Source organism: TM7 phylum sp. oral taxon 349 (assembly GCA_018127705.1).
Classification (GTDB): Bacteria; Patescibacteriota; Saccharimonadia; order Saccharimonadales; family Saccharimonadaceae; genus Saccharimonas.
Map to the genome: position 1 here is coordinate 261141 of CP072328.1, position 24729 is coordinate 285869.

A 24729-nucleotide genomic window follows, 5' to 3' on the forward strand; every position below is an offset into this window, starting at 1 on the left:
GCGTATATTTGCAAAATATCGTACAATGAAGATATGTTTGTCGTGGGCATTTGTTCTTGGTGGTATAGTACGGGCTGGAAAATGATGATAGTGCGCGTACACGAGTCGCTGCTGGATGTGTATGATTACTTTTCGCTTGGGTTACTCTTAAAAACGTTGTTTGCGCCGTGGCGGCAGATCTCGGCGGGGCGCGTGCGCGGTCCGCTAAGCGTGCAGCTACGGGCATTTTTTGATCGGCTTGTTTCGCGTATAATTGGCGGATTTATACGGACGTTCGTGTTGATCATCGGGTCAATCGTCGTGAGTGCGGCAGCGGTAATTGGTTTAGCGAAGATTCTCGTGTGGCCGCTTGTGCCGATTTTTCCGGTGATGGCGGTTTTTTGTACGATGGCGGGGTGGATTCCGTGGCATCTATAGATTTTAACTACCATGCACTTAGGGCGCAGCAGGCGCGATTTGGGCGTATACTCTCTGGCGCTGTCGCAAAGTTGTTGCCGTGGTTATCGGGTTTGTTGTGGCTATTTGGCATCGTATTGCTTGTTGTTGAGAGGCTGTCGGCTGGATGGTTGGCATGTGCACTTGGTTGTGTTATTGCAATAGTAGTAGTGTTCTATGAATGGCATGTGAAGAGCTTACCGGTCGGTAAGGGTGGCGATATGACGGCGCTTTTGGCGGGCGATGTTCTTGGGCGGTTGCCAGCACGCCCAACACCGGCAGACGTCGCAAAGGCGGTTGGCGAAGTGCCGAGCGGGCAATTCATGGGTGCGCGGTTAGGGTTGACGCCGTCGCTGCTAAACTCAATGGCGAACGGCGATCCGAACATGATCCGCGACTTATGGCAAACTGCCGACGATGTACGTCAAGCGAACAGCATGACGCAGATTACGGCGAGCGTGCTAGCGGTAGCGATCGTACGGAATTTTCCGAATTTCGAGTCGGTTATTGCGCAAATTCATCTTGATACCGATGATCTTGATCGCGGTATTCAATGGCAGCAGCATTTATGGGCATTGATTGATCGACATGAGCACCGTCGGCGTACGGGTGGTATCGCGCGTGACTGGTCGTTTGGTTGGATCCCGTTACTTGATCGATTTGGGCAAAATATCAGTGAACAAATCGGCGCACATGGTACAGTTTCGGTAGTTGATGTGCCGTCGCACACTGAAGCGATTGACCAGCTGGTTGATACGTTTAGTAGTGGTGGACGGCAAAATGCGGTGCTCGTGGGACAGTCTGGCTCGGGTAAAACGACGGTAATCCGCGCATTTGCTGAGCGTTTACTTGACGCCGAAGCGCGCGTACCCGAAAACCTACGGTTTCGTCAAGTGTTCATTCTTGATTCAGCGACGTTGATTGCGGCGGCGCCCGGACGCGGTGAGCTGGAAAATCTCGTCATGCAGGTGCTTAGTGAAGCATACGATGCGAAAAATATCATCATCTGCCTGGAAGATGCGCAGCTATTTTTTGAAGAAGGTACAGGTGCGGTTGATCTATCGAATGTATTGCAGCCGATCTTGGATGCCGGCAAATTGCGCATCATTTTGTCAATGGACGAACAGCGCTTTTTGGAAATCGGGCAACGCAATCCGGCACTCATCAATGCGCTTAATCGCATCAACATTGCCGAAACGAATGAAGATGAGACATTGCAAATTTTGCAAGAGCAGCTGATTTACACTGAGGCAAGCCGGCAGGTTACGTTTATGCATCAAGCAGTGAAGGAGGCGTACCGGTTGGCGCTGCGCTACGTGCACGATTTGGCGATGCCGGGGCGCGCTTTCAAACTGCTTGAATCGTCGGCTGGCTTTAGCGAGTCGGGATTGGTAACGATGAACTCGGTGCAGCGTGCGATCGAAAAAACGCTCGACGTTAAGGTTAGTGTTGCGAGCGACGCAGCAGATCGCGAGCGTCTGCTTAATATGGAGGATTTAATCCATGAGCGTATGGTTAATCAAGTGCGCGCCGTCAATGTCGTAAGCGATGCTTTGCGCCGGGCGCGGGCAGGCGTACGTAATGAGAATCGTCCGATCGGCACGTTTTTATTTCTTGGTCCGACCGGGGTGGGTAAAACAGAGCTCAGCAAAGCGCTTGCTGACGTGTATTTTGGCGGTGAAGGCAAGCTAATACGGTTAGATTTGAATGAATTTGTACGCCCCGACGATGTGACGCGTCTCATTGCTGATGGCGCAGATGATCCGATGAGTCTAACAGCGCAAGTTATGAAGCAACCGTTTAGTGTTGTACTGCTTGATGAAATTGAAAAAGCCGCGCCCGAAGTGCTCGCAACGCTGCTGCAGCTGCTGGATGAAGGTATTCTGCGCGATGCTAAAAACCGCGAGATTAGCTTCCGCGACGCTATTGTTATTGCGACGAGTAATGCTGGCGCTGATCGGATTCGCGAATACATTGAGCGCGGCTATCAGTTGGAACAATTCGAACAGCAATTTATCAATGAGTTGATTAATGCTAATTTATTTCGCCCCGAGTTTTTGAATCGTTTCGACGAGATTGTACTGTTCCGCCCGTTCACGCCAGCAGAGTTGGTTCAGGTGCTAGATTTAGTGTTAGCAGGCGTCAACAAAACCCTTGCGCCGCAAAAAGTTTCGGTTGACGTCGCCGACGATGCTAAGCAATTGCTTGTGCAGAAAGGCTACGATCCGCGTTTGGGTGCTCGCCCGATGCGCCGCGTCGTGCAAAAAGCTGTTGAAAATACCGTTGCCAAACAAATGCTTGCGGGCAGCGTGAATCCGGGCGATACGGTGCATATTACGCTTGAGCAAGTTGAGCAAGCTTTCGCAAACACTCCATCGCCGCAGCCGGTAGCGCCGTCTGTCGGCGTTGAATTACCGCCTGTAGCAGATGGCGATGCTGCCGTCCCTAAATCTGAATCAAGCGCCTGAAGTATTACTTCTTTCGGCTAGAACTAGTTCGTGACTAGCAGGAGAATGCGAGCGCGAATTAGCTACATAATTAAAATATCCGCCCATGGTTTTAAGCGGATATATTATCTGCAGCTTGTTAGCTACTCATTATTATCGTCTAGGTTTACCTTTATCTCAACGTGGGTTGGTGCCATTGCGTTAGTCGTTTCAGTGTTGACGAACTGGTACGTTTTTGTGCCATAAATAGCATCGTCGCGGTCGGCTTTTGGTATAGCGCGAATGCGCAGCCAGTTGCCTTTGTCGTTCTTAAATTCGTATACTGGGCTTGAGCTACCCTCGTATTCGATTTTTTGTTGTGTGAATCCGGCTTTTTCCGCTTTCTCTCTCAATTCTTTGATAGTATCGCCGACAGTTGCATTGTGCCCGTATGTCACGACTGATGCGTAGCTGCGATGTTTGTCCCAGCTATAGACGCGCTTATCGCCGAAGATATTTGAGCTGATGGGCCGATAATTCTCGCCGAGATTCAAATCACGATAAATTGACACGATCTGTGCGTGTCGTCGATGATGGCTATTCTCGACAATCATACGGTCGACGAGGTACACACTCATGCTTAAAAGTGCGAAAAAAAGAAATACGAGTACTGCGTACGACAGTAAACTGCGCTTGATCAGAAAATGCGTATCAGTTTTTGAGATATGGCGTGATCGCGCTCTCTTTGCTTTTGTCTGTGTTCGCTTCGTTTTCTTGAGGGCTGTTTTTTTCGTAACCATAAGCTTAGTGTATCATATCTGACCTGATTTGCAATATGGTATACTATGAGGGTAAAGGAGAGTATATGGCAAAACATCGCAGTTGGCACGGTGCTGATATCAAGCGCGCTCGCAAAAAGAAGTTAAAGATTGAGAAACGCAAGAAGCAATTAGTTTAGTTTTGCGCAGTTGCATCATTTCAAAACCGCTTGCAGGCGATTGTCTATTTGCAAGCGGTTTTTTTGAATGTAAGCTTTTATTGTCTTTGAGCATCATCTCATACATACAACAATGGTACCCCGCACAGGAGTCGAACCTGCAGCCTTTGGTACCGGAAACCAACGCTCTATCCAGTTGAGCTAACGGGGCAAGTATCAAGCTAACAGCGCTTGATGGTACGCCCGGCAGGACTCGAACCTGCGACCCTTTGGTTCGAAGCCAAATACTCTAATCCACTGAGCTACGGGCGCACACAGCTGTAGTATAGCATGAAACGCGCTATAATATAAACATGAATATTCAGTATAAGGCATCTCTTAGTGCGTTAACGACGATGGGTCTCGGTGGCGATGCGGCACAACTCGTTGAAGTGTACTCGCCAGACGACGTACGTCAGGCGGTTGCTTACGCGCGCCAACACAAGCTACCGTGGTATGTGCTCGGCGGTGGCAGCAATACGCTTGCGCGCGATGACGGATTTAACGGGCTCGTTATATTAAATAAAATTCCCGGTACTGACGTTATTGATCAGACGATGCAGCATACGACATTCACGGTGGGGGCGGGCGAACTGTGGGATGCGTTTGTTGCGCAAACGGTTGATAGGAATCTATCCGGTATAGAATGTTTGTCGGCAATTCCAGGTACAGTTGGCGCCGCGCCGGTACAAAATATTGGCGCATACGGGCAAGAAGTTTCCTCAGTTATTACGTATGTTGACGCGTATGATGCAAAAAACGACACGTTTACGCGGCTACAGAACGCGGAGTGCGAATTTTCATACCGCCATAGTATTTTTCGCGGGCGCGAACAAGGACGCTACATTATCACGGCAGTAACTATGCGGCTTCGTGCTGTATTGCCGCAACCGCCATTCTATAAGGCGATTGAAACGTATCTGCGCGAGCATAGTATTGCTAATCCGTCCGTACGACAGCTCCGTGACGCTGTTATCGCGATTCGCGCGAATAAATTGCCCGACCCGCGCGCTACGCCGAATACAGGGTCGTTCTTTAAAAATGCTATCGTTTCGCGCGAGATTTACGAGCGCATCGTTGCCGATTATCCCAATGTGCCGCATTATGATCTACCAGATGGCAATGTGAAAATTCCAACCGGTTGGTTGATTGAACGGTCAGGACTAAAGGGCATGCTGTATCGTGGTATGCGCGTCTACGATAAGAACGCACTTGTACTTGTTAATGAATCGGCGAAAAGTTATGACGACCTCGCGGCGGCACGGCAGCATATCATCAATACGGTGCAAACGAAATTCGGCATTACTATTCAGCAAGAGCCGCTCGAAATCTCATAATTGAAAAGAGCCATTTTGATTTTGCCGTAAGCACTATATAATAGTATTATGCACGGGCAATCGCGGGGATTTAGTTTGATAGAGATAATTACGATCGTGACGGTTATTGGTATTCTGGCGGCGATTGTTGTCGTGTCAGCGACGGGTATTGCTAGGATTTCGAGAGACAATCAGCGCCAGCTCAATGTGAATGCTATTGTCGAGCGGCTTGAGCTGTATTATAAATTACACACTTCTACTGCTGGGCGTAGTTATCCCACTAAACAGGATATACAGACAAAAGCCCAAGAAATTATTAACGATAATGAAGCACTTATTGCACCAGGCAAAACAAGCAATAGTTTAGTTGCTACGGATACGATAGGCGAGCCGATGGTAAGTATAAGTGAATATGTGTACCAAGTATTTGACGCTGATGATAATATTTGCACAAGCGTTCCCTGCGTACGTTTCGTGCTGTACTACCGCACTGAATCAGATAACACCGTTCACAGAGTAGAGAGTTTACATCAACAATGAGGCGTGTGAACGAAAAAGGTTTTACGATCGTTGAGGTGGCTGTCACGTTGTTTGTGGCGTCGGTGCTTGTTGCTGGTATTATACGTCTGCAAACGAGTGTGAGCCGACTATCTATTCAACAAGTTCAGCATCGTATCGCGAGCGATATAGCATATAACAATTTACGCAAGTATGTTAATGAGAATCCGCCAACGTGGTTTGCGTGTGAGGTTGTCGGCGGTGTTGCGAAACCTAAAACACTCATTGATAAAACTGCCGCAATAGAGGGTCTGGCTGCGCCTGTATTGCAAAAAGTTGTTGCCACCGCGCCATATCTATGCGGCGGCGGCACGAGCGGTATCGGTATGCCAATCAGAGTTGAATCAACTGTTACATATGGTCCAGACCACAGAAAGGTAACACATGCCTCGTACGCGGCATTTTAATTACGGTTATACAATTGTTGAACTTGTTGTTTCAATCACGGTATTTAGCATTATTGTTGTGATATTTGGTGCTGCGCTTACGAATGCATACCACGAGGTGTTTATTAGCAAGGCTCGTTCGCAAACGACAACAGCGTTGCAGACTGCTATGGATATTATAGAAAAAGACGTACGGTATAGTATTGAGTTTAATGGCGCGACTAGCACGCCGTACAACGACCTCTACGGACGCGGCGGTACAATGGTTCCAAATTACACTTGGAATTACACTGGAACCGGTCCGAATGCGCGAACGTTGATTCTATCAAGCTATGCAAGTAATCGGCGCGATGTGTCATCGGTTCGTCGTCTTGTTCGTATTAATAAGCCAACCACATTTTATAATTGCAGCTTAGAACCAGAATATCTGCCAAAATTACAGTACCGTACGGTATATTTTGTCAAAGATGCTGTTTTATACCGGCGTATTCTCGTTGATATGAGTTCGCCGCGCTGTCCGGGGCAAAATGTTGCCCAGAAACAATCGTGCCCTGCAAGCGTCTTTACTGCGAGCAAGCCCGCTATTTGCCAGGCGCGCGATGAAGCGATCGCAAAAAATGTTCAAGCATTTACGGTCCAATATCTTAAAGATGATGGTACACCGGTTGAGCATCAATATGCGGCTGGCGGTGAAGATTATTTAGTTGAGGCTAGCAGCGTTAGTATTTCGCTGACGGTAGCCGCGCCGCCAAGTAATAATACGCAATCTACAACACTATTAGTAACGAGGATTAATTAGTTATGAATAATAGCGATAAAAAACAAACGTTTGGATTTTCGCTTGCTCTTACGATGCTTATGTCGGTTGTTGTATTAACTGTATTATTTGGCGTTTATCGTGTTGTTATTGCGCTCTATGTTAATACGCAAGAGAGTTATTACCTAAAGCTTGCAGAAGAGGCGGGCGAGGCGGGTGCGGCATACGCAAATGCTTGTTTGGATATCAATCGCCATTTACAGAGTTGGTCGTCCTCACATCCTCTTACGCCAGACAGCGACTGTAAAGGAACAGCAGGCGTATACCCGGCAAATAAGTTTGTGTTTAACGACGGGCATGTGCGGACTACTTTTGTTGTTGGGCATTTGGACTACGGCTACAAGCACTCTGCTCAAATCTCTGCTATAGGTAAAACAGAACTGATCTCTGGAGGTGGTGTTTATCGTACCTACACAACAACTATTAAAAAGACGGTCACTTGGCCAATGGACGGTGTTCCGAAAAAAATAATGAGCGGCAATTATCGAACGTGTACCATTATATCAGATGATATCTGGTGTTGGGGGGCGAATCGTTATGGCCAGCTTGGAAATGGAAAATCATTTGGCAGCGGCGATGTTGATGCTCCTTTGCCGGATATAGATTCTCCTATTCCTGTGAGAGTACGTAAAGATCCTGGAGTGCTTGCCGGCAAAAAGATTGATGATTTATTTACTGCGCAGTATCATTCGTGCGCGCTTGCCGAGGGAAAAGTGTATTGCTGGGGCTATAATCCTTTTGGAGGACTTGGTATCGGTCCGGTGTCGTCTCCGGGGGTTCATTCAACGGCTCATTCAAATGTGCCGGTAGAAGTTAAGGGTGCGTTGCTCGGTAAGACTGTTACTGCTATTGGCGGTACCGGCAATACGTCGTGCGCTATTGCTGAGGGTAAAATATATTGCTGGGGCTTTAATCAGCGTGGTAGCGTTGGCGCAAACTCAGGCCAGATCATGTTTGATACACCAGTGCAAGTCGCAAGCGGTCTTCCCGGAGGCTTGCCAGTAGGTTATACCGCTACGGCTCTTTCATCGTCAGGAAGCCGATCTTACAACATGTGCGCGATTGCAGATGCAAAGGCTTACTGCTGGGGTCCAAACGATGCCGGGCAGACAGGTAGAGGAATAACTAGTTCATACGTTACATATCCAACGGCCGTTGGAGGTCTTGATGGCATTAGCGTATTATCAATAACGCAAGATGGCTGGTCTCAATGGGGAGGAAACCCTCCAAACTATACGCATATTTGCGCATTGACGTCAGAGGGGCCTTATTGCTGGGGGAGTAATTATTATGGCCAGATTGGCGATGGTGTGGCTGGCGGACCGCTTGTTACGGTGCCAAAAAAAGTTAAATTGCCAGCAGGTGTCAGTAAAAGCGATGTCAAGGATATTCAGGCTGGATTATATCACACATGCATGCTTACTTCCGCGGGCAAGGTCTATTGTTGGGGTCGAAGTAATAAAGGGCAGGTTGGCAATGGTGCGTTTACATCTGTCAATGATGGCATTCCTAACCCCACTCCTGTCGTTACGGGCAGTAATGGCATACCAGCAGGAGAGGTTGTTGAAAAACTTGGTGCCGGCGCTAACCGCGGCTGCGCGACCGTGTCAAATGACAGAACATATTGTTGGGGCAACAACTCAAACGGTCAAATAGGCGATAATACGCATGTGAATAGGGCGACCCCTACCGAATCTCTTTTTCTTCGCCCTGCAAAGAACCGCTATATATATTGAGTGAGCCGTGCATCAAAAATGCTTGCGCTTACTTTATAACTGTAGTATCATCAATATATAAATCAAACGTAATAAATAGGGGGCACTTAATCGTGACTACTACACAAATCAAAAACCGCGGTTTTACGCTCGTTGAGCTTCTCATCGTGATCGTGATTATCGCTATTCTCACCGTTGTATCACTCGTTGCGTATAATGGTTTGCAAAATCAGGCAAAGACTTCGGCAGCTAAATCGGCAGCTGAAACTGTTGGCAAGAAAGCTGAGCTGTATAACACAGAGGAAGGTTCATACCCGAAGAAATTAGTCTATCTTACAGGCGGCAGCGATGGCGCTACTACTGTTACTGTGGATTCAGGCAAATCGTACTACTTAACGCCAACCAGTGTTGAAGTGGCCGCATCAGACACCGCTCTTAGTAGCGCACCAACCAAAGCTAATACAGTTTTTTATAAGCAATGCAATGGTGGAAAAGGTGCTCGAATCTTTTATCATGACTGGCAGGAATCCAGTAACCCAAAGTCTCGCGACATTGGTGACATCGGTGGTAGCTGTTAACACTCTTTAATAACTGTACACAGTAGAATAAAATACCTCGTTACTATACGGGGTATTTTATTTAGAGATATTATCGTCACACTGCTTGAAATTTTGCACTGACCGTCATCAGAAAAAGACGTTTTTATCACTATAGACACACTATACATCCGCACCGCCAAAACAATCTAACAAATATACAACAACCCCTCAAAGAGAGCGTACCTACAGATGCAAACCCTAACCGCGCTCCTACCGCAGCTACTAGCTCATATCCTTTAACCGCAAACAAAATTCCCGCACCTCGCTCCGCAGTTTCGCGAGCGCTGTATCGTCGTCGCGCGCGTCTATCGCTTGCTTCATCCATTCGGCGATTTGCGGCATGTCGCTCGGCGTGCAGCCGCGCGTAGTTAGGGCTGGCGTACCGAGGCGGATGCCGCTGGGGCGAAACATCGGCAGCGGGTCGTCTGGCACAGCGTTGGCGTTTAGTGTCAGCCCGATTTTGTCTATCGCCTGCTCCGCCGCCTTGCCGTCTATACCGAAACTCCGGTGCACATCTGCTAGAATTAAATGGTTGCTTGTACCTCCAGTCACCAGGATAAAGCCGCGTTTGCGTAGTTCGTCCGCTAGCTGCGCCGCATTTGTTACTACATTGCGTGCATATTCTGCGAACTCTGGTTGCAGCGCTTCGCCAAACGCCACTGCCTTAGCGGCGATTGTATTCATGTGCGGTCCGCCCTGTGCGCCTGGAAACACGGCGCGGTCTATCAATGTCGGAATGTTCTCAAGTGTTTTTTCAGGTTTTTTTAGCGGGCTGCTTACCGTGCCCATACTTAAAATCAGTCCGCCGCGTGGTCCGCGTAACGTTTTGTGCGTGGTCGTGGTCATGACATGAAAACCGTGGTCAAGCGGATTCGCTGCTACGCCGCCTGCGATTAAACCCGCAATGTGCGCTACATCAGCCATTAGCAAACAGCCAGAAATTTCCCGCCCAATCTCGGCGAACTTTGCCCAGTCTAGCTCGCGCGGATACGCACTGAAGCCTGCCAGGATGATTTTTGGTTGATATTTACGCGCCAGGCGGCGAATTTCGTCGTAATCAATTTCGCCCGTCGCAGGATCTTTCATCTTGTATGGTACAAAATTATACAACTGTGCACTACGTGTGACGGGTGAGCCGTGCGTGAGATGCCCGCCGTGGCTCAAATCCATTGCTAAAATTGTATCGCCCGGGCGGCACCATGCGCTATATACCGCCTCGTTTGCTGGCGCGCCGCTATGCGGCTGTACGTTGGCGTGGTCGGCGTGGAATAATCGCTTGGCGCGGTCAATGGCAAGCTGTTCAACCTTGTCGGTAAACTCCTGTCCGCCGTAGTAACGGTGTCCGGGGTAGCCTTCGCTATATTTGTTTGTAAACACGCTGCCGAGTGCTTGCCGCACCGAGTGGCTGACGTAGTTTTCGCTAGGGATTAGCTCTAATCCTTCTCGTTGGCGTTTTGCTTCGCCGTCGATAAGTGCCGCAACAATATCATCATTCATAATCTGTACCTCCATTACGTTTATTTGTCAAAAGCAGTGAAATCGTTGCTAGATCATGTGTTTAGTATAGCGTGTTTTGAAATACTTGACAATATATCACATCAGGTATATTATGTATGCCATGAAGACGTCGGAATATCTTAAAAATATTGGAACATTAATTCAAGAAAACCGCCAATCGCGTGGTATGACACAGAGTGAGCTTGCCGAAGCGCTTGGTACGAGCCAGTCGGCAATCAACCGTATTGAGAAAGGCGGACAAAATATCAGTCTTGAGATGATTGCACGCATCGGCGATGTGCTATCGTGCGAGATTGTCCGTATCAATAATTATGGCAAAACTAATTTCCGCGTGACGGGCGGGCGTGAATTGCATGGCAGTATAGAAGTAAAGACCAGCAAAAATGCTGCGGTTGCATTGCTTTGTGCTAGCCTGCTAAACAAAGGAAAGACGACACTGCGGCGCGTTGCGCGAATTGAAGAAGTCAACCGTATCATTGAAGTGCTTGAAAGTATTGGCGTGAAATGTCGCTGGCTGGAGCACAATGACCTTGAAATCAATCCGCCAAAGCGGCTGGATTTAGTAAATATGGATGTCGACGCTGCTAAACGCACACGCAGCATTATTATGTTCCTTGGACCATTGCTGCATCAATATAGTACGTTTGAATTGCCATTTAGCGGTGGTTGCAATCTTGGTACGCGCACAGTTGAGCCGCACATGACTGGGCTTGCGCCGTTTGGGCTATCGGTGCAAGCGACAAGCGATCGCTATGTTGCAACGAGTAAGTCGCAGGCAATTGACCGTGCTATCGTTTTGACTGAGCGTGGCGATACTGTGACTGAAAACGTCATCATGGCAGCGGCGCTTTACGACGGTGTGACGATTATTCGCAACGCCAGCCCGAACTACATGGTGCAGGACGTTTGCTTCTTCTTGCAGGCACTCGGTGTGAATATTGATGGCATTGGCACGACGACGCTGACGATCCGCGGCGTAAAATCAATCAACAAAACAGTGGAATATTATCCAGGCGAAGATCCGATTGAAGCGATGAGTTTCGTAGCGGCAGGTATCGTGACGGGGTCGGAAATTACGGTGGCGCGCGTCCCGATTGAATTTATGGAGTTAGAGCTGGCGACACTCGCTGGCATGGGGCTGCAGTATAATATGACTCCTGAATATATGGCACGCAATGGACGGACGCGGTTGGTAGATATTACGTTGAAAAAATCTAAGCTGCACGCGCCGAAAGATAAAATTCACGCGTTGCCGTTTCCTGGTATCAATATGGATAACCTGCCGTTTTTGGGGCTATGCGCGACGGTTGCTGATGGTCGCACATTGATTCACGACTGGAGCTATGAAAATCGCGCGATCTATTTCACGGAGCTTAGCAAACTAGGCGGGCGTGTTGAAATGGTTGACCCGCATCGTGTGTATATTACCGGTCCGACGCGCTGGAAACCGGCAGATATTATTGCGCCGGCAGCGCTGCGTCCGAGCGTGGTGATTTTGCTCGCTATGATGGCGGCTCCTGGCGTGTCGCTGCTGCGCGATGTGTATAGCATTAACCGTGGTTATGAAGCAATTGCTAAGCGGCTCAATTCGCTCGGTGCGCAGATTGAGACGGTATGGGAATAATGCGGCACTTGCTGTTTTATTCCGTAGCGCGATAGGATATAGCGCTTCTAAAATAAGCAAAAAACCGAGGAGAACCTCGGTATTTTGTTTGGGGCGAAAGATGGGATTCGAACCCACGGCCTCCGGAGCCACAATCCAGCGCTCTAACCAGCTGAGCTACTTCCGCCACGATCGCCGTCTCAGTATATCAGATGCTGTACTGATTGTCACGTGACTGTCCTAACTCACCGCATCGCGTACAAAGTAGCCTCTTTGTAAAACAGTTATGCCAATTGTATCACAGTATTCAGCTGGGGTTAGGCAGTTAAGTGCCTGGTGAGGTCTGTAGAAATGCCAGTCGCTTAGCCATTTGTCGGCTTCTAGCTGGCGTTCTTTGACGCTGTATTGCCTATTGTCGGATTCATTAAGGCATTCTTTCTGGTATTTGCCAATGAAGTTTTCAATGTGAGGCTTATCCTTTGGCGTATTAGGCCTAGCGAATAGTTGGCGGACATTGCTGCGAGCCAGCAAATCAAAGGTTGCGCCAAAGTTTTCGCTGCCGTTATCGCAGACTATGGTGATGTTGGCGCCGAAGCGATCAAGTACTTTCTGCATGGCAATGCTGGCTTGCCGCGCCGTGCAAGAGGAGCTGATGTGAATAAGCGCTTCTTTGGTGTAAGTATCTATAGCGCAAAGAGCATACTGGTTAACGCCGCCGTTCTTGATGTGTTTCATATCGAATTCAATGATGTGCCGGGGACGATCCGGTTTGAGATAATGCCGCAAGCGCTCTTTCGCTTTACGCGTCTGCCAGCCTTTGGCGGCGGCTTTAGATAAGTTTCTATGCAGCGCCATAGTTTTAGAGAAGAACAGGTTAAACCTCCGAATAATTCTGCCCACCGTAGCCGAGGAAAGCTTTATGGCATAGTCTCTCAGCAAAATAACAGATACTTTCACTGCAGAGAAGCTGGGATATTCCCGCCTAATCTTCCGGATGGTATTCACCGCATGCGTATCGTACTGAACCGTACGTACGCGTTTTGGTCTTCGGCTTCTGCTTTCTAGCGCGGCTAAATCCCATCGGTTATACCTTTTTATCCATTTATATACATACGTTCGAGACACGCCAAAATATCTAGCGGTTACGCTTACCTTTTTATGAGCTTTGTTATAGAAATAATCCAGTACCCTAAGCCTTTGCTTTGCCTCTCTCGAAAGCTTCTTAGGATAAATCCTGTATAGCTCTTTAAAGTTTGGTATGATTGAATTACAGGTCGTGAACGTGCCGATTTTACCGCGCATCATCTCTTCCTTTCTAATAGTTACGTTGGTTTATATAACTATTCTACAAAAGGCTGGAGTGTTCACGATCTGTTTGAGGGGGGACATCTGTGATATACTAATTGACAGAGAAATAATAATCGTGAATAAACTTGATAAATATACAACCCCTCCACCCCCCCCCATTTCCTATCCTGAGTCGTCTCGAACATATTCGTGGCTTGTCAAGAGAGTGCGACGCTTCATGTACGAGTATAGTATCTAAACTGTTTGAAGTAGCTAAAATAGCCATCACCGTTGACGACCAACTGGAGCAACTTGACGATAGCGACTCTGGGACGCTCTTTGTAGGTGATCATAGACAAGGCATTGAATATCTGCCTTTACTCGCAAAGTTTGGTGATTCAGAAAAGAAAAATGTTCATTTTGTAGCAAAGCCTTTTTCTATGCAAGCGCGAATTATGGGTCATTTAGCAGCCACAGCATCCGGTCTTACGTTGCCTGTAATTCCAAGAACCTTGTCAAGAGATAGAAAAAATATTTTTAATAGAGATTTATTCTGGCGTCTCACCAAAAGAAGCTTCTTGCCAAGCGAGTCGGAAATTAGAGAGATAAATGGTAGTACGTTAGAAAAAGCTTCTTGCTATATACAAGAAAAAGAAGCAGTGGTTATTTACCCTGCAGGCGGTGTCGTAGATGCCTGTAGTGCACGGTGGAAACGAGGCGTAGGTGAAATTATTAAGAAAGTTGACCCGTCTAACAGAGATAGTGTAAAAATAATTCCCTTTCGTTTCGATGATTTTTCACGCTGGCGCCTTATGAGTGCAGTGGCAAAAGCTTGCAACGGTAAAACATCTGACAAGTCGCAAGAAATAACGTTGCGATTTGGTAAATGCGGCACAATAGATGAATTATTTCCCGACGTGGATAAATTATCCTCAATGGAGATAACTTCTCGATTACATAATCAATTTATAGAAAAATTTGGAGAGACGTTTTGAATGCGACACCTCATATCATCCTTATCCCTGGTCTAGGTGATCGCAAATGGTTATACCAGCTGGTTTGTCCTTTGTGGCGAGCGCGCGGGTTTCGCCCGCATGTTTTCACGTTCGGCTGGGAGGACCCAACGAGCAATTACCACGATAAGCAAAATCGCCTGAACAATTATATACGTGATCTAAATGGGGACATATATATCATCGGTGCAAGTGCAGGTGGCGTGGCGGTATTGAATGCTCTGGCAATGGATAACAACGATAGAATTAAAGGCATTGCGACAATTGCCACGCCGTATGTTTATCGACAGCGCCTGAAAAACGATACGCTTGCCCGAGCGATTAGCGAATTAGCCAGCAATCTGCCTGGCATGCAAGCAAAATTCACGCGCATCACTTCCTTTTACAGTACACGCGACCAAGTCGTACCGCCGACTGATAGTCGACTAAATAACCGCTGCATAAAACAGTCAAACAATAGTAAATTTGCGAACATTAACTATCAGCAATTGCCAACTTTCGGTCATGGACTAACGATTGCAGCGGGATTGATAGTATTTGGTGGGCGTATATCGGCTAACCTGACTTCGCCGCCTCAATAATCCGCAAAGCTTTCCGATATATCACATCCATATCTTTCTCGACCACACACCTATCATCATCGCTATCTTTAGAAAAAGCTATCATATCAAACAGTGCCGCCAAATCATCCCAATCAACCGGCGGATAATCAACTTTATCGCGATCAGTCAGCCGCGCCATCAGCGAACATGGCGGCTCAAGCTTGAGTTCTGCGCAAAAGATTGCGGCAATCGTATGCTGACAATATCGCCTGGTAGTAAGCACTGCCGATGTTGGATAACTTACAGTGAAAGTCGGCTAATTTATATGGACATTAAAAAATTCATCATAGACTGATGAATTATTCTATGGTGACTGTCCTAACTCACCGCATCGCGTACAAAGTAGCCTCTTTGTAAAACAGTTATGCCAATTGTATCACAGTATTCAGCTGGGGTTAGGCAGTTAAGTGCCTGGTGAGGTCTGTAGAAATGCCAGTCGCTTAGCCATTTGTCGGCTTCTAGCTGGCGTTCTTTGACGCTGTATTGCCTATTGTCGGATTCATTAAGGCATTCTTTCTGGTATTTGCCAATGAAGTTTTCAATGTGAGGCTTATCCTTTGGCGTATTAGGCCTAGCGAATAGTTGGCGGACATTGCTGCGAGCCAGCAAATCAAAGGTTGCGCCAAAGTTTTCGCTGCCGTTATCGCAGACTATGGTGATGTTGGCGCCGAAGCGATCAAGTACTTTCTGCATGGCAATGCTGGCTTGCCGCGCCGTGCAAGAGGAGCTGATGTGAATAAGCGCTTCTTTGGTGTAAGTATCTATAGCGCAAAGAGCATACTGGTTAACGCCGCCGTTCTTGATGTGTTTCATATCGAATTCAATGATGTGCCGGGGACGATCCGGTTTGAGATAATGCCGCAAGCGCTCTTTCGCTTTACGCGTCTGCCAGCCTTTGGCGGCGGCTTTAGATAAGTTTCTATGCAGCGCCATAGTTTTAGAGAAGAACAGGTTAAACCTCCGAATAATTCTGCCCACCGTAGCCGAGGAAAGCTTTATGGCATAGTCTCTCAGCAAAATAACAGATACTTTCACTGCAGAGAAGCTGGGATATTCCCGCCTAATCTTCCGGATGGTATTCACCGCATGCGTATCGTACTGAACCGTACGTACGCGTTTTGGTCTTCGGCTTCTGCTTTCTAGCGCGGCTAAATCCCATCGGTTATACCTTTTTATCCATTTATATACATACGTTCGAGACACGCCAAAATATCTAGCGGTTACGCTTACCTTTTTATGAGCTTTGTTATAGAAATAATCCAGTACCCTAAGCCTTTGCTTTGCCTCTCTCGAAAGCTTCTTAGGATAAATCCTGTATAGCTCTTTAAAGTTTGGTATGATTGAATTACAGGTCGTGAACGTGCCGATTTTACCGCGCATCATCTCTTCCTTTCTAATAGTTACGTTGGTTTATATAACTATTCTACAAAAGGCTAGAGTGTTCACGATCTGTTTGAGGGGGGACATGGTACATGGGGCGCGGACGAGATGGCGTCCTATTTATTACATGCCGCAAAAATGCTACAATATAACCATTCGCGGGTGTAGTACAGCGGTTAGTATGTAAGTTTTCCAAACTTGAGATCGGAGTTCGATTCTCCGCACCCGCACCAAAATGGAATTTTCTGAGATTTGGTCGTCCGCGTGGCGCGGTATTTGCTATAATAGATGTAGCGCCCCGGTAGCTCAGTGGATAGAGCAAGAGACTTCTAAGCTTTTGGCCGTAGGTTCGATTCCTACCCGGGGTACCAGTGTTTGAGTCGCTGTACATGTAGTTTCATTTGTAGAAAATTAAAAGAGATAAACACCTTAGTTTATTCTTCTCTCACGAAAAAACCACCCGGACGAAGGATGGTTTTTTCGTGGAGGGTCAGGAGGGGCTCGAACCCTCGACACCCTGCTTAAGAGGCAGGTGCTCTAACCAGCTGAGCTACTGACCCATTATTGTTTAAATTATACGCGCTTGTTTGCTCGCCATAGAGACTTTAGTTGTCTGACTGTGATTTTCTTAGCAAACTAAACCTGTATCTTTTCACTGTAGCACGTTTTGGTAAATTAGTAAAGACTCAGCACAGTGCTGGTACAGTCAACTAACCTGGAACAAGCGTAAATCGTAGATATGTTAGCGGATCTTTAAATAACTCAGAATGGTTGGCTCCCAGCCATCCATTCTTTACATAAGTCTTGTAGTTGGTGTGTTAGTGTACGTTGTCCGTAGAGCTTTCTCATATGTCTCTTAGTTATACTCCACATTAGTTCAGCTTTGTTTAGTATTAGTATTACCATAATCTCCTTTGCTATGGTTATGGCTCTCATGGCAGTAGCCTAGAAGCGGTAGTTCATTGTAGGCATACCACTTGTCTGTAATAACTAAGCTGCCAGGCTTAACAGCATCCCAGAATGAATTCTTCAAGTACATCTCTATCTCTGCCGTTATAGAAGCTTCCTGTAATACGTAAGGGTTAGGTTAGGCTTACTTAGCTTTACGTCCAGTACTTGGTTCTATAGCGCCTGTTACTATATAGGTTGCTTGTTTACTCTTTAGCTTAGCAAAGTAGCTGTTCAATCTGCCTAGAACTAGGCCTTCTAGCAGCGGTACGGTATCTGGTAGCTTATCTCTAAACTCGAGAGAACCATCTAGAGACTGTAGGATAGCTTACTTTAGCTAATAACCTCGTAGCTTCTAGGCTCTTCTTAGTTTGCCGGGCACCATAACAGTATGAATAGCTGTTTAGAGCTTATCTTCATGCCGTATAGCCATGAACCCTTCCAAGCGGTAGCTCTTATACTCTCTTACGGCATACCTTGCACCATAGATATCTAAGTAAGTAATTCTCGTGTAGTTTACACCTACAGAGCGGACACAGTACATCCTCTCCAAAGACTAGTTTATTAATGAGCTGCCAGCATTTCTTATTGCTAGCAAAGTTTGGTATGGTAGACGTACGGGACATCCTTTCTTTGATTACGCTAGTAGCATATAGTTAGAATTAATTTTACTGGGATGTTCCGTTTTAGTTTAGAGTACCCACAGTGCTTATGATTGCCATATCGGCAAAAATGCGCGATAATATAGCAGTATGTCGCAGCTCAATATAATCGGTAAACATGTGCGCGCGGGCATTTTGAACGCTCAAAAACGGAGCGATGCGCGCCGGCAAGCGTTAGCGCAGGCGGAAAAGTACAATGTTGTCGGGGCGGGCGGTGCGTTTACTGCAGCATATGAGCAACTACGTAATGCTGCTGAAAATACCGACGAGCATTTGTTGCTGCAAAATGCGATTCGCCGGTTTTTCAAACAATTATTTATCGTACGCGACGAAACGCTTGTGCGCCAGAGCGGTACTGAGTTGGTAATTGAACTGACGTTTGCGGGTTACATCCCAAATGATAACGTCGCTCCAGAGCAAATCGAAGCAATAACGGAGTTGGCGTGCCAGCACTATGTGGCATTTGAAAAGCTGCAGAAACGCCGCAGTATTAACGCCGACCGGTCGACGAGCTGGGTGCTTGAAACGCTGTCGGTGCGAGTAGCGCAGCTCATCGCACCGAAAGAACGCGACGTGGCGTTTATGGATTTTGCATACGAGTATTTCGAGCAGGCGATCCCGCGCGACGCCGTGTCGAAAACGACGCGCGATGAGTACGGCGCAGCGCTTTATGTCGCGATTCACCGCGCGCTGATGAAATCTGATACAGCGACGGCGCGTGCCGGGCTGCTATTACGCTACGGTGTATCAGTGGAGCACTTAGATCAGTTTGTGGCATACAATCAAAAGATTGATGCGCTGCTGCAAGGTTCGGTGGACGATGAACTGTATCGGATTGTCGACCGCCAGGGCGCGCCCCTGCGAATTGTACGCCGCATGATGGAGACCCGCGAAGACGTACCGGAGCTATTATTGAAGCGCGAAGTTTTTTTGGAGGCGTTTGAGCAGCAAGTTACCAAAGAATACACGAATATCATGGGACGCATCAATCGTGCGATTATGCGCAGCGTAATGTTTTTGATCATTACGAAATTCTTAATTGGCATCGCGATTGAAGTGCCTTACGATATGTGGGCGCATGGCGCGATTTTGTGGCAGCCGTTGATTATTAACCTGTTCTTTCCACCGGTTTATATGGTGTTGTTGCGGTTCACGCTCAATACGCCGGGCTATGCGAATACGTCGGCATTAGTGAGTCGTGTCGATACGATGTTGTATAGCGACAGCACGACGCTTGTACGCCGGCAATTAGGTGGCAAGAAATACAGTGTAGTTTTCTCGGTGTTATATGGTACATCCAGCTTGGTGGTATTTGCGGCAACGATATGGATATTGCTGCTGCTTAACTTCTCGCTTGTGCATATTGCGATATTCTTCTTTTTCTTCTCAGCGGCGAGCTTCTTGGGCTTTCGCTTGAGCCGCATGATTCGCGATCTGGAGATTGTGCGCAGCGCGAGTAACGGGCTGACGTTCGTTCGCGATACAATTTATTTGCCGTTTGTCGTAGCAGGGCGCTGGATGAGCGATAAATATGCGCAAGTTAACATCGTATCAATTATTTTAGATATGTTGATTGAGTTGCCGCTCAAAACGATTTTGCGCCTCGTGCGGCAATGGTCGGCATTTATTGACGATAGAAAGGATCGCATTACATGACGCGGGAGCTAAATGGGCGCGAACTGCAGCAATTTATCAAAGTACGCCAACTGCGGCAAGTGCGGAATTTGCGGCAAGAGCATGATATTACTCCAAAATTGTTGATCGTGATGAGTAAAACAGCGAGCGACGTTATCGCGACGTATGTGCGCATGAAGCGGCGGTATGCGCGCGATATATTGATTGACGTTGAGATTGCGGCGGTAGAGCAGCGCTATATGATTAACGTAGTGCAGCAGGCAAATGATGACGCGTCAATTCAGGGTATTATCGTGCAGTTGCCGCTTGACGATCCGGCGGGTACGAGCGAGATTTGCAATGCGATTGCACCGGAAAAAGACGTTGATGGGCTGGGCGAGCGCGCTATATTTCCGAGTGCGACAGCACAGGCGATTGATTGGCTTTTGGCGGGCTATGATGTCGACTTGGTAGGCAAAGTAATTGCGATTGTGGGGCGGGGCAAGCTAGTCGGCGCGCCGCTTGCGAAATTGTGGGGCGAGCGCGGCTTGAATATTACTGTATTTGATGATCAAACGCCGCTTTGCGATATGCAGCGGTTTGATGTGATTGTAACGGCAACGGGTGTGCCGCGGTTAATTACATCAGACATGATAAAACCTGGCGCGGTGGTGGTAGACGCTGGTACGGCAAGCGAGCACGGCAAACTTATTGGTGATGTTGACGATAGCGTGCGTGCCATGACACATGTAACGATGACGCCAAAAAAAGGCGGCGTCGGTCCGCTCACATACACGGTACTATTTGATCATTTGATTGAGAACTGCCTCAAGCGAGCAGATAAGCTGTAACTAGCGAATATTAAGCGCATGTTTCACGCGCTCAACAACTTGGCGCGGCGTGAAATCGGCTTTCACAATGTAGCTATGCACGCCGAGCTTGCGCAGTCCATCCGGCGCTTCTTCTTCGCCGAGATTCGTTAGTACGATGACGGGCGTCTGCTTGTGGCTCGGCAACGCGCGGATTAGCGAAAGCGCTTCAACACCGTTCATGTTTGGCATTTGCAAGTCAAGCAGAATCAAATCCGGATGGAACTTTTTTACGATTGCAACGCCTGCTTCGCCGTCACTAGCCGTCGCGACATCAAACCCCGCCGCCTCAAACTTCATGCGGTACATTTGGTTGATCACTTGGTCGTCTTCAATTATCGCAATCTTTGTCATATTATTAATATAATAGCATAAACAGCTAAGACTGGGGAGCAAAAATATGCAGGATCGACTGAAGCGACCGGAAATATTGCCGATGGGCGGCAGGTTGTTGGAATTAAACCCGGAGATTGTAGCTCTTTACGGAGAAGTTGAAGCAGGAAGCGAGCGATTGCCGGTGAGCATCGCTGAGCGCACCGATCCAGCGTATGAAAACCCAGAAAAAATCAAAGAAGTACTTGATTATTTAAGTGTCGCCGACGGTAAAGTGCAGCTTGCACGCATGGGCGAGATGGGCGGCATTGCGCATCGTTTTAGCTACCTGGCGTCGGGCGAGGTTTTGCGCCGATCGTGGGATAGCCATGTCAATGCAAGCAATCCAGTCGAAGACGCGCGCCGGCAATATTTATACGGACCGGATCAGGTTGACGCGGAGGCATGGTGGCGGCAAGGCGGCAGCGCGATGGCGCTTGTGACGATTGTCAATGCGTTTGATTTGGCAGCGAGCGATGACCCTGAGCACCACGGCTATCCAACTATGAGCAGTCCGATCGACGAGCGGATATTGAGTCATCATTTTGGTGATGACGTACCAGAGTTGTCAGGATTGTCACTCCATTCGGCGGTTGCGGCGACGGTGCAAAATTTCGGCGTGGTACGCGGGTTGCCGCCGCTGAGTGCCGCGGAATGCGTTAAGCGTGCCGACGAAAAGATGCAGCGCCTAGGCGACTTTGTGCATGCCTCAAATTCGGCGGAATTCTTGGACGTGATTCGCTATTGTGCAGATGGTATCGGTATTCGCGAGCGTATGAAGCTTGTGAATGATGCGATCACAGAATTTGCTGCGGACGAAGAAGTCGGGCACTCGCCGATTATCGTCAGTTTGGGGTGCGGCACGGCGCTGCCAATGCTGGAATTGATAAAGCAATTGCACGAGCACGGCAAGACGCCGCGGGTCGTTTTGATTGATCAAGACCCAATCGCGCTCGCTGCCGCACAGCAGATGGCGGAGCAGCGCGGATTGAGCGGCTCAATTGAGTTGCACTGCAGGAAGTTATTCAATAAAATCGGAAAACCGCTCGACCTGAAAGAGATTTTGAGCGGACGGGTTCCGGCTGTGATTGAAAACTCCGGTTTAGGCGAATATGTGCCGGATATACCGTATCGACGGTTGCTGTGCGAGGCGTATGGTGCACTTGGTACGGGCGGCTTACTTGTGAATTGCAGTACAAACGAAAATCGTCCGCATAAAAACTTTTTAGCGGATGCGATGGGCTGGCCGGCGAGAGTCCGGCGCCGCAGCCTGTCAGACATGGCCGATATGCTTGACGCAAGCAAAATCCCGCTTGACCGTACCGAAGCACGCGTGACTGCAAGCGGCGTCTACACGGGATATTTCACGCGCAAACTCTAGCGCTGCTCTTTCAAACCGTGTACTATAAAAGTATCGTGATAGTGCTAATGCTTGTGGGATTGACGATCTGCTACCTGATTTTGGCAGGATTGTCACTCTATGGCAATACGCGCCGAACAGCGAACGTACTGTTTAGTCTGATTGCTGTTTGTTTTGCAGTATGGTCGTTTGGTATGGCGCTATTTATGGATGGATCGAGCACCTCAATGATGAGACTCGGTGCGAAGTTATTCTACTTTGCTGCGACATGTTTTGCGCCGCTTTTGCTTTTTTTCATCGTATGCTATCCGCGCGTGCGAAAGATTGTGCGTTACGCGGCAATTGTGCCGATCGTGACAACGACGATCATTGCTGTATTGCTTGCGTTGTATCCGAATTTTATCATCACTACGATAACGCTGGACTCAAACGGTTGGACGATAGAAGTAAACCGCATTGGCTATATCGTGTTTGCGGTACCGTTTGTCGCATACTTTTTCGCTGCAATGTGTGTAGATTTGTGGCGGAGGCTGCACTATTCATCGGGCATGTGGGTGCGCCGATTGTATTATATGAGCGGTATTGCTGCGACGAGTATTCCAGGGTTTGTGTTTGATTTGGTGCTGCCGTTTTATGGCGAATATCGGTGGATTTGGATTGGCCCGCTTGCGTCGGTAATATTTCTGGGTACGACGCTGTACAGCATGGCGCGCTTCCGCATGCTGCATGTAAAATCATTTTTGGTGCAGGCGGTGACGTACGCGAGTTTAATTGTGACGCTTGCAGCTTGCTATGGTGCGGCGTTTTTTGGATTGTCGCAAGTATTTTTGCCGCAAATGTCAAAACCATCGTCGGGCATGTTTATTCTCAATACGATTCTCGTGCTGGCGGCGGCGTTTGCATTCCAGCCGCTTCGCCGAATGTTTGATCGGTATGCGGAGCGCATTTTTTATCATCGCAAGTATAGCGCAGAGCATGTGGTCAACGTTCTGACGCGGCTAACTGTACGGTCGACCGACCTTGATACGCTGCTTCATTCGTATCTGCGGGCGTTCTCTGATATGTTTCGTCCGCGCTATGCCGCCGTTGTTTTCAAAGATGCGCAGCATAAACCATACGCCGTCGGTAAACGACTAACGGCGCATATGGCGTACGATGCGATCACGCAACTCAAACAGAATGGCACAATTAGCATGCACGGTATCGCGGTTCTCCTGCCGCTTTGCGTCTCTACACAGGAGATCGGCTATTTAGTAGTTGGCGAAGGAAAAGATGAACGCGAATATCGTAAACGGGATATAGCCTTGTTTGGCGTGCTGGCAGATCAATTATCAATAGCGCTCTTAAATATTTTTCGCTTGGAAGAAATTCGCCGCTTCGCTGGCACTCTGGAGCATGAAGTCAATGATGCGACGGCACAATTGCGCCGGTCAAACGAGCAGCTGCGGTTTCTTGATACGGTAAAAGATGAATTTGTGAGCATGGCGAGCCACCAGCTGCGCACGCCGCTCACAAGCGTTAAAGGTTATTTAAGCATGGTGCTCGACGGCGACGCGGGCGAAATCAGCGCTTCGCAGCGGCAGTTATTGCAAGAAGCCTTTACGAGCAGCGAGCGCATGGTGCATTTGATCAGCGATTTTCTGAACGTGAGCCGGCTACAAACGGGCAAGTTTGTTATTGATCGAGTGCAGACAGATCTAGTATCTCTGGTCGCTGAAGAGGTTGCGAATGTCAGCCAGGTAGCGTCGGCGCACAAGGTGAATGTGAGGTTCCGTAAGCCTGCGCGCTTTCCGCTATTGTATTTAGATGAGAATAAATTGCGCCAGGTGATTATGAATTTGATTGATAACGCGATTTATTATTCGCCGAACGCTGATACAGTACGCGTGCGTTTGTCGATTGAGGATGGCGATGTAGTACTGCGAGTCGTCGACCATGGTATAGGCGTGCCAAAAGACGCGCAAAAGCGGCTTTTCACGAAATTTTTCCGCGCCGAAAATGCCCGCCGCCAGCGCCCAGACGGTACGGGTATAGGTCTGTATCTTGCGAAAAAAGTGATACACGGGCACGGCGGCTCGCTTATTTTTGAGTCGGAGCTTGGAAAAGGTAGTACTTTTGGATTTCGACTGCCGATTCGCCGGCTGGAAAAGCCGCCGAAAAAGACCGTTCCGTAACGTTTTGCTTAGCGGCAGAGCGCTTGCGCTATAAAGTGCCATCTGGTAAAATAGAGTAACGCGCTTTAGTAATTGCGTAGGGCATATACCTACCTCTGC

22 protein-coding genes and 6 tRNA genes are annotated in these 24729 nt (G+C 48.1%); 17 read left to right on the top strand and 11 right to left on the bottom strand.

Annotated elements, in window-relative coordinates:
- The first annotated feature begins 33 nt into the window (after nt 1-33).
- Together J5A52_01360 and J5A52_01365 are read left to right on the top strand one after the other, a co-directional pair.
- On the top strand, nt 34-417 hold the full coding sequence (locus J5A52_01360; protein QUB37738.1) for a hypothetical protein: 384 nt from the start codon (nt 34-36) through the stop codon (nt 415-417).
- A gap of 239 nt (nt 418-656) precedes the next feature.
- Nucleotides 657-2903, top strand: coding sequence for an ATP-dependent Clp protease ATP-binding subunit (locus J5A52_01365; protein QUB37984.1), 2247 nt, complete (start codon nt 657-659; stop codon nt 2901-2903).
- 122 nt (nt 2904-3025) lie between these two features.
- Here the strand turns inward: J5A52_01365 and J5A52_01370 are convergent, their stop codons facing one another.
- From J5A52_01370 to J5A52_01380, 3 genes are all read right to left on the bottom strand, one after another.
- A complete protein-coding gene (locus J5A52_01370; protein ID QUB37739.1) occupies nt 3026-3661 on the bottom strand; it encodes a hypothetical protein in 636 nt (211 codons plus the stop codon).
- A 271-nt stretch (nt 3662-3932) separates the two neighbouring features.
- Nucleotides 3933-4009: transfer RNA gene (locus J5A52_01375), tRNA-Arg, on the bottom strand.
- 24 nt (nt 4010-4033) lie between these two features.
- Nucleotides 4034-4110 (bottom strand) — tRNA-Arg (locus J5A52_01380).
- Between the two features lie 41 nt (nt 4111-4151).
- On the opposite strand from J5A52_01380, the gene murB reads away from it, so the two are divergent.
- The 6 genes from murB to J5A52_01410 all read left to right on the top strand — a co-directional run bounded on the left by murB (nt 4152) and on the right by J5A52_01410 (nt 9207).
- Nucleotides 4152-5174, top strand: coding sequence for a UDP-N-acetylmuramate dehydrogenase (gene murB, locus J5A52_01385; GenBank protein ID QUB37740.1), 1023 nt, complete (start codon nt 4152-4154; stop codon nt 5172-5174).
- A 48-nt stretch (nt 5175-5222) separates the two neighbouring features.
- On the top strand, nt 5223-5693 hold the full coding sequence (locus J5A52_01390; GenBank protein QUB37741.1) for a hypothetical protein: 471 nt from the start codon (nt 5223-5225) through the stop codon (nt 5691-5693).
- 5 nt (nt 5694-5698) lie between these two features.
- Complete coding sequence (locus J5A52_01395) at nt 5699-6118, top strand: prepilin-type N-terminal cleavage/methylation domain-containing protein (protein ID QUB37742.1); 420 nt, start codon at nt 5699-5701, stop codon at nt 6116-6118.
- The gene (locus tag J5A52_01400; GenBank protein QUB37743.1) at nt 6096-6896 is read left to right on the top strand and encodes a hypothetical protein; all 801 of its coding nucleotides are present in this window, start codon (nt 6096-6098) and stop codon (nt 6894-6896) included. Before J5A52_01395 ends, J5A52_01400 begins: the two co-directional genes overlap by 23 nt.
- A 2-nt stretch (nt 6897-6898) precedes the next feature.
- Nucleotides 6899-8650, top strand: a complete 1752-nt coding sequence (locus J5A52_01405; GenBank protein QUB37744.1) for a hypothetical protein — start codon at nt 6899-6901, stop codon at nt 8648-8650.
- A gap of 92 nt (nt 8651-8742) precedes the next feature.
- Nucleotides 8743-9207, top strand: a complete 465-nt coding sequence (locus J5A52_01410) for a prepilin-type N-terminal cleavage/methylation domain-containing protein (protein ID QUB37745.1) — start codon at nt 8743-8745, stop codon at nt 9205-9207.
- A gap of 243 nt (nt 9208-9450) precedes the next feature.
- Here the strand turns inward: J5A52_01410 and J5A52_01415 are convergent, their stop codons facing one another.
- Nucleotides 9451-10725, bottom strand: a complete 1275-nt coding sequence (locus J5A52_01415; protein ID QUB37746.1) for a serine hydroxymethyltransferase — start codon at nt 10723-10725, stop codon at nt 9451-9453.
- A 121-nt stretch (nt 10726-10846) separates the two neighbouring features.
- On the opposite strand from J5A52_01415, the gene J5A52_01420 reads away from it, so the two are divergent.
- Complete coding sequence (locus J5A52_01420) at nt 10847-12370, top strand: UDP-N-acetylglucosamine 1-carboxyvinyltransferase (protein ID QUB37747.1); 1524 nt, start codon at nt 10847-10849, stop codon at nt 12368-12370.
- An 89-nt stretch (nt 12371-12459) separates the two neighbouring features.
- Here the strand turns inward: J5A52_01420 and J5A52_01425 are convergent.
- A tRNA-His gene (locus tag J5A52_01425) sits at nt 12460-12536 on the bottom strand.
- Between the two features lie 53 nt (nt 12537-12589).
- Nucleotides 12590-13654 carry a transposase gene (locus J5A52_01430; protein ID QUB37748.1) on the bottom strand — a complete coding sequence of 355 codons (1065 nt, stop codon included), beginning with the start codon at nt 13652-13654 and terminating at the stop codon, nt 12590-12592.
- A 197-nt stretch (nt 13655-13851) separates the two neighbouring features.
- On the opposite strand from J5A52_01430, the gene J5A52_01435 reads away from it, so the two are divergent.
- Together J5A52_01435 and J5A52_01440 are read left to right on the top strand one after the other, a co-directional pair.
- Complete coding sequence (locus J5A52_01435; protein ID QUB37749.1) at nt 13852-14631, top strand: hypothetical protein; 780 nt, start codon at nt 13852-13854, stop codon at nt 14629-14631.
- On the top strand, nt 14628-15230 hold the full coding sequence (locus tag J5A52_01440; protein ID QUB37750.1) for a hypothetical protein: 603 nt from the start codon (nt 14628-14630) through the stop codon (nt 15228-15230). The genes J5A52_01435 and J5A52_01440 overlap by 4 nt, the downstream gene beginning before the upstream one ends.
- Here the strand turns inward: J5A52_01440 and J5A52_01445 are convergent.
- Together J5A52_01445 and J5A52_01450 are read right to left on the bottom strand one after the other, a co-directional pair.
- Nucleotides 15205-15474, bottom strand: coding sequence for a hypothetical protein (locus J5A52_01445; protein QUB37751.1), 270 nt, complete (start codon nt 15472-15474; stop codon nt 15205-15207). The two genes, J5A52_01440 and J5A52_01445, sit on opposite strands and share 26 nt — an antisense overlap.
- Before the next feature lie 95 nt (nt 15475-15569).
- Entirely contained in the window at nt 15570-16634 is a 1065-nt protein-coding gene (locus J5A52_01450; GenBank protein ID QUB37752.1) for a transposase, read from the bottom strand.
- A gap of 155 nt (nt 16635-16789) precedes the next feature.
- On the opposite strand from J5A52_01450, the gene J5A52_01455 reads away from it, so the two are divergent.
- Nucleotides 16790-16864, top strand: a tRNA-Gly gene (locus J5A52_01455).
- A gap of 62 nt (nt 16865-16926) precedes the next feature.
- Nucleotides 16927-17002 (top strand) — tRNA-Arg (locus J5A52_01460).
- A 112-nt stretch (nt 17003-17114) separates the two neighbouring features.
- Here J5A52_01460 and J5A52_01465 read toward each other — a convergent pair.
- Nucleotides 17115-17191: transfer RNA gene (locus J5A52_01465), tRNA-Lys, on the bottom strand.
- 317 nt (nt 17192-17508) lie between these two features.
- Complete coding sequence (locus J5A52_01470) at nt 17509-17664, bottom strand: transposase (GenBank protein QUB37753.1); 156 nt, start codon at nt 17662-17664, stop codon at nt 17509-17511.
- A gap of 667 nt (nt 17665-18331) precedes the next feature.
- Here J5A52_01470 and J5A52_01475 point away from each other — a divergent pair.
- Together J5A52_01475 and J5A52_01480 are read left to right on the top strand one after the other, a co-directional pair.
- Complete coding sequence (locus J5A52_01475) at nt 18332-19897, top strand: hypothetical protein (GenBank protein ID QUB37754.1); 1566 nt, start codon at nt 18332-18334, stop codon at nt 19895-19897.
- Nucleotides 19894-20706 carry a bifunctional 5,10-methylenetetrahydrofolate dehydrogenase/5,10-methenyltetrahydrofolate cyclohydrolase gene (locus J5A52_01480; protein ID QUB37755.1) on the top strand — a complete coding sequence of 271 codons (813 nt, stop codon included), beginning with the start codon at nt 19894-19896 and terminating at the stop codon, nt 20704-20706. Before J5A52_01475 ends, J5A52_01480 begins: the two co-directional genes overlap by 4 nt.
- On the opposite strand, the gene J5A52_01485 is transcribed toward J5A52_01480, so the two are convergent.
- Nucleotides 20707-21078 (bottom strand): response regulator, encoded by a 372-nt coding sequence (locus tag J5A52_01485; GenBank protein ID QUB37756.1) that lies wholly within the window; start codon nt 21076-21078, stop codon nt 20707-20709.
- A gap of 46 nt (nt 21079-21124) precedes the next feature.
- Here J5A52_01485 and J5A52_01490 point away from each other — a divergent pair, with 46 nt between their 5' ends.
- Together J5A52_01490 and J5A52_01495 are read left to right on the top strand one after the other, a co-directional pair.
- Nucleotides 21125-22477: a class I SAM-dependent methyltransferase gene (locus J5A52_01490; GenBank protein ID QUB37757.1), complete on the top strand. Its 1353-nt coding sequence runs from the start codon at nt 21125-21127 to the stop codon at nt 22475-22477.
- Between the two features lie 47 nt (nt 22478-22524).
- Complete coding sequence (locus J5A52_01495) at nt 22525-24630, top strand: hypothetical protein (protein QUB37758.1); 2106 nt, start codon at nt 22525-22527, stop codon at nt 24628-24630.
- Nucleotides 24631-24729: the final 99 nt, after the last annotated feature.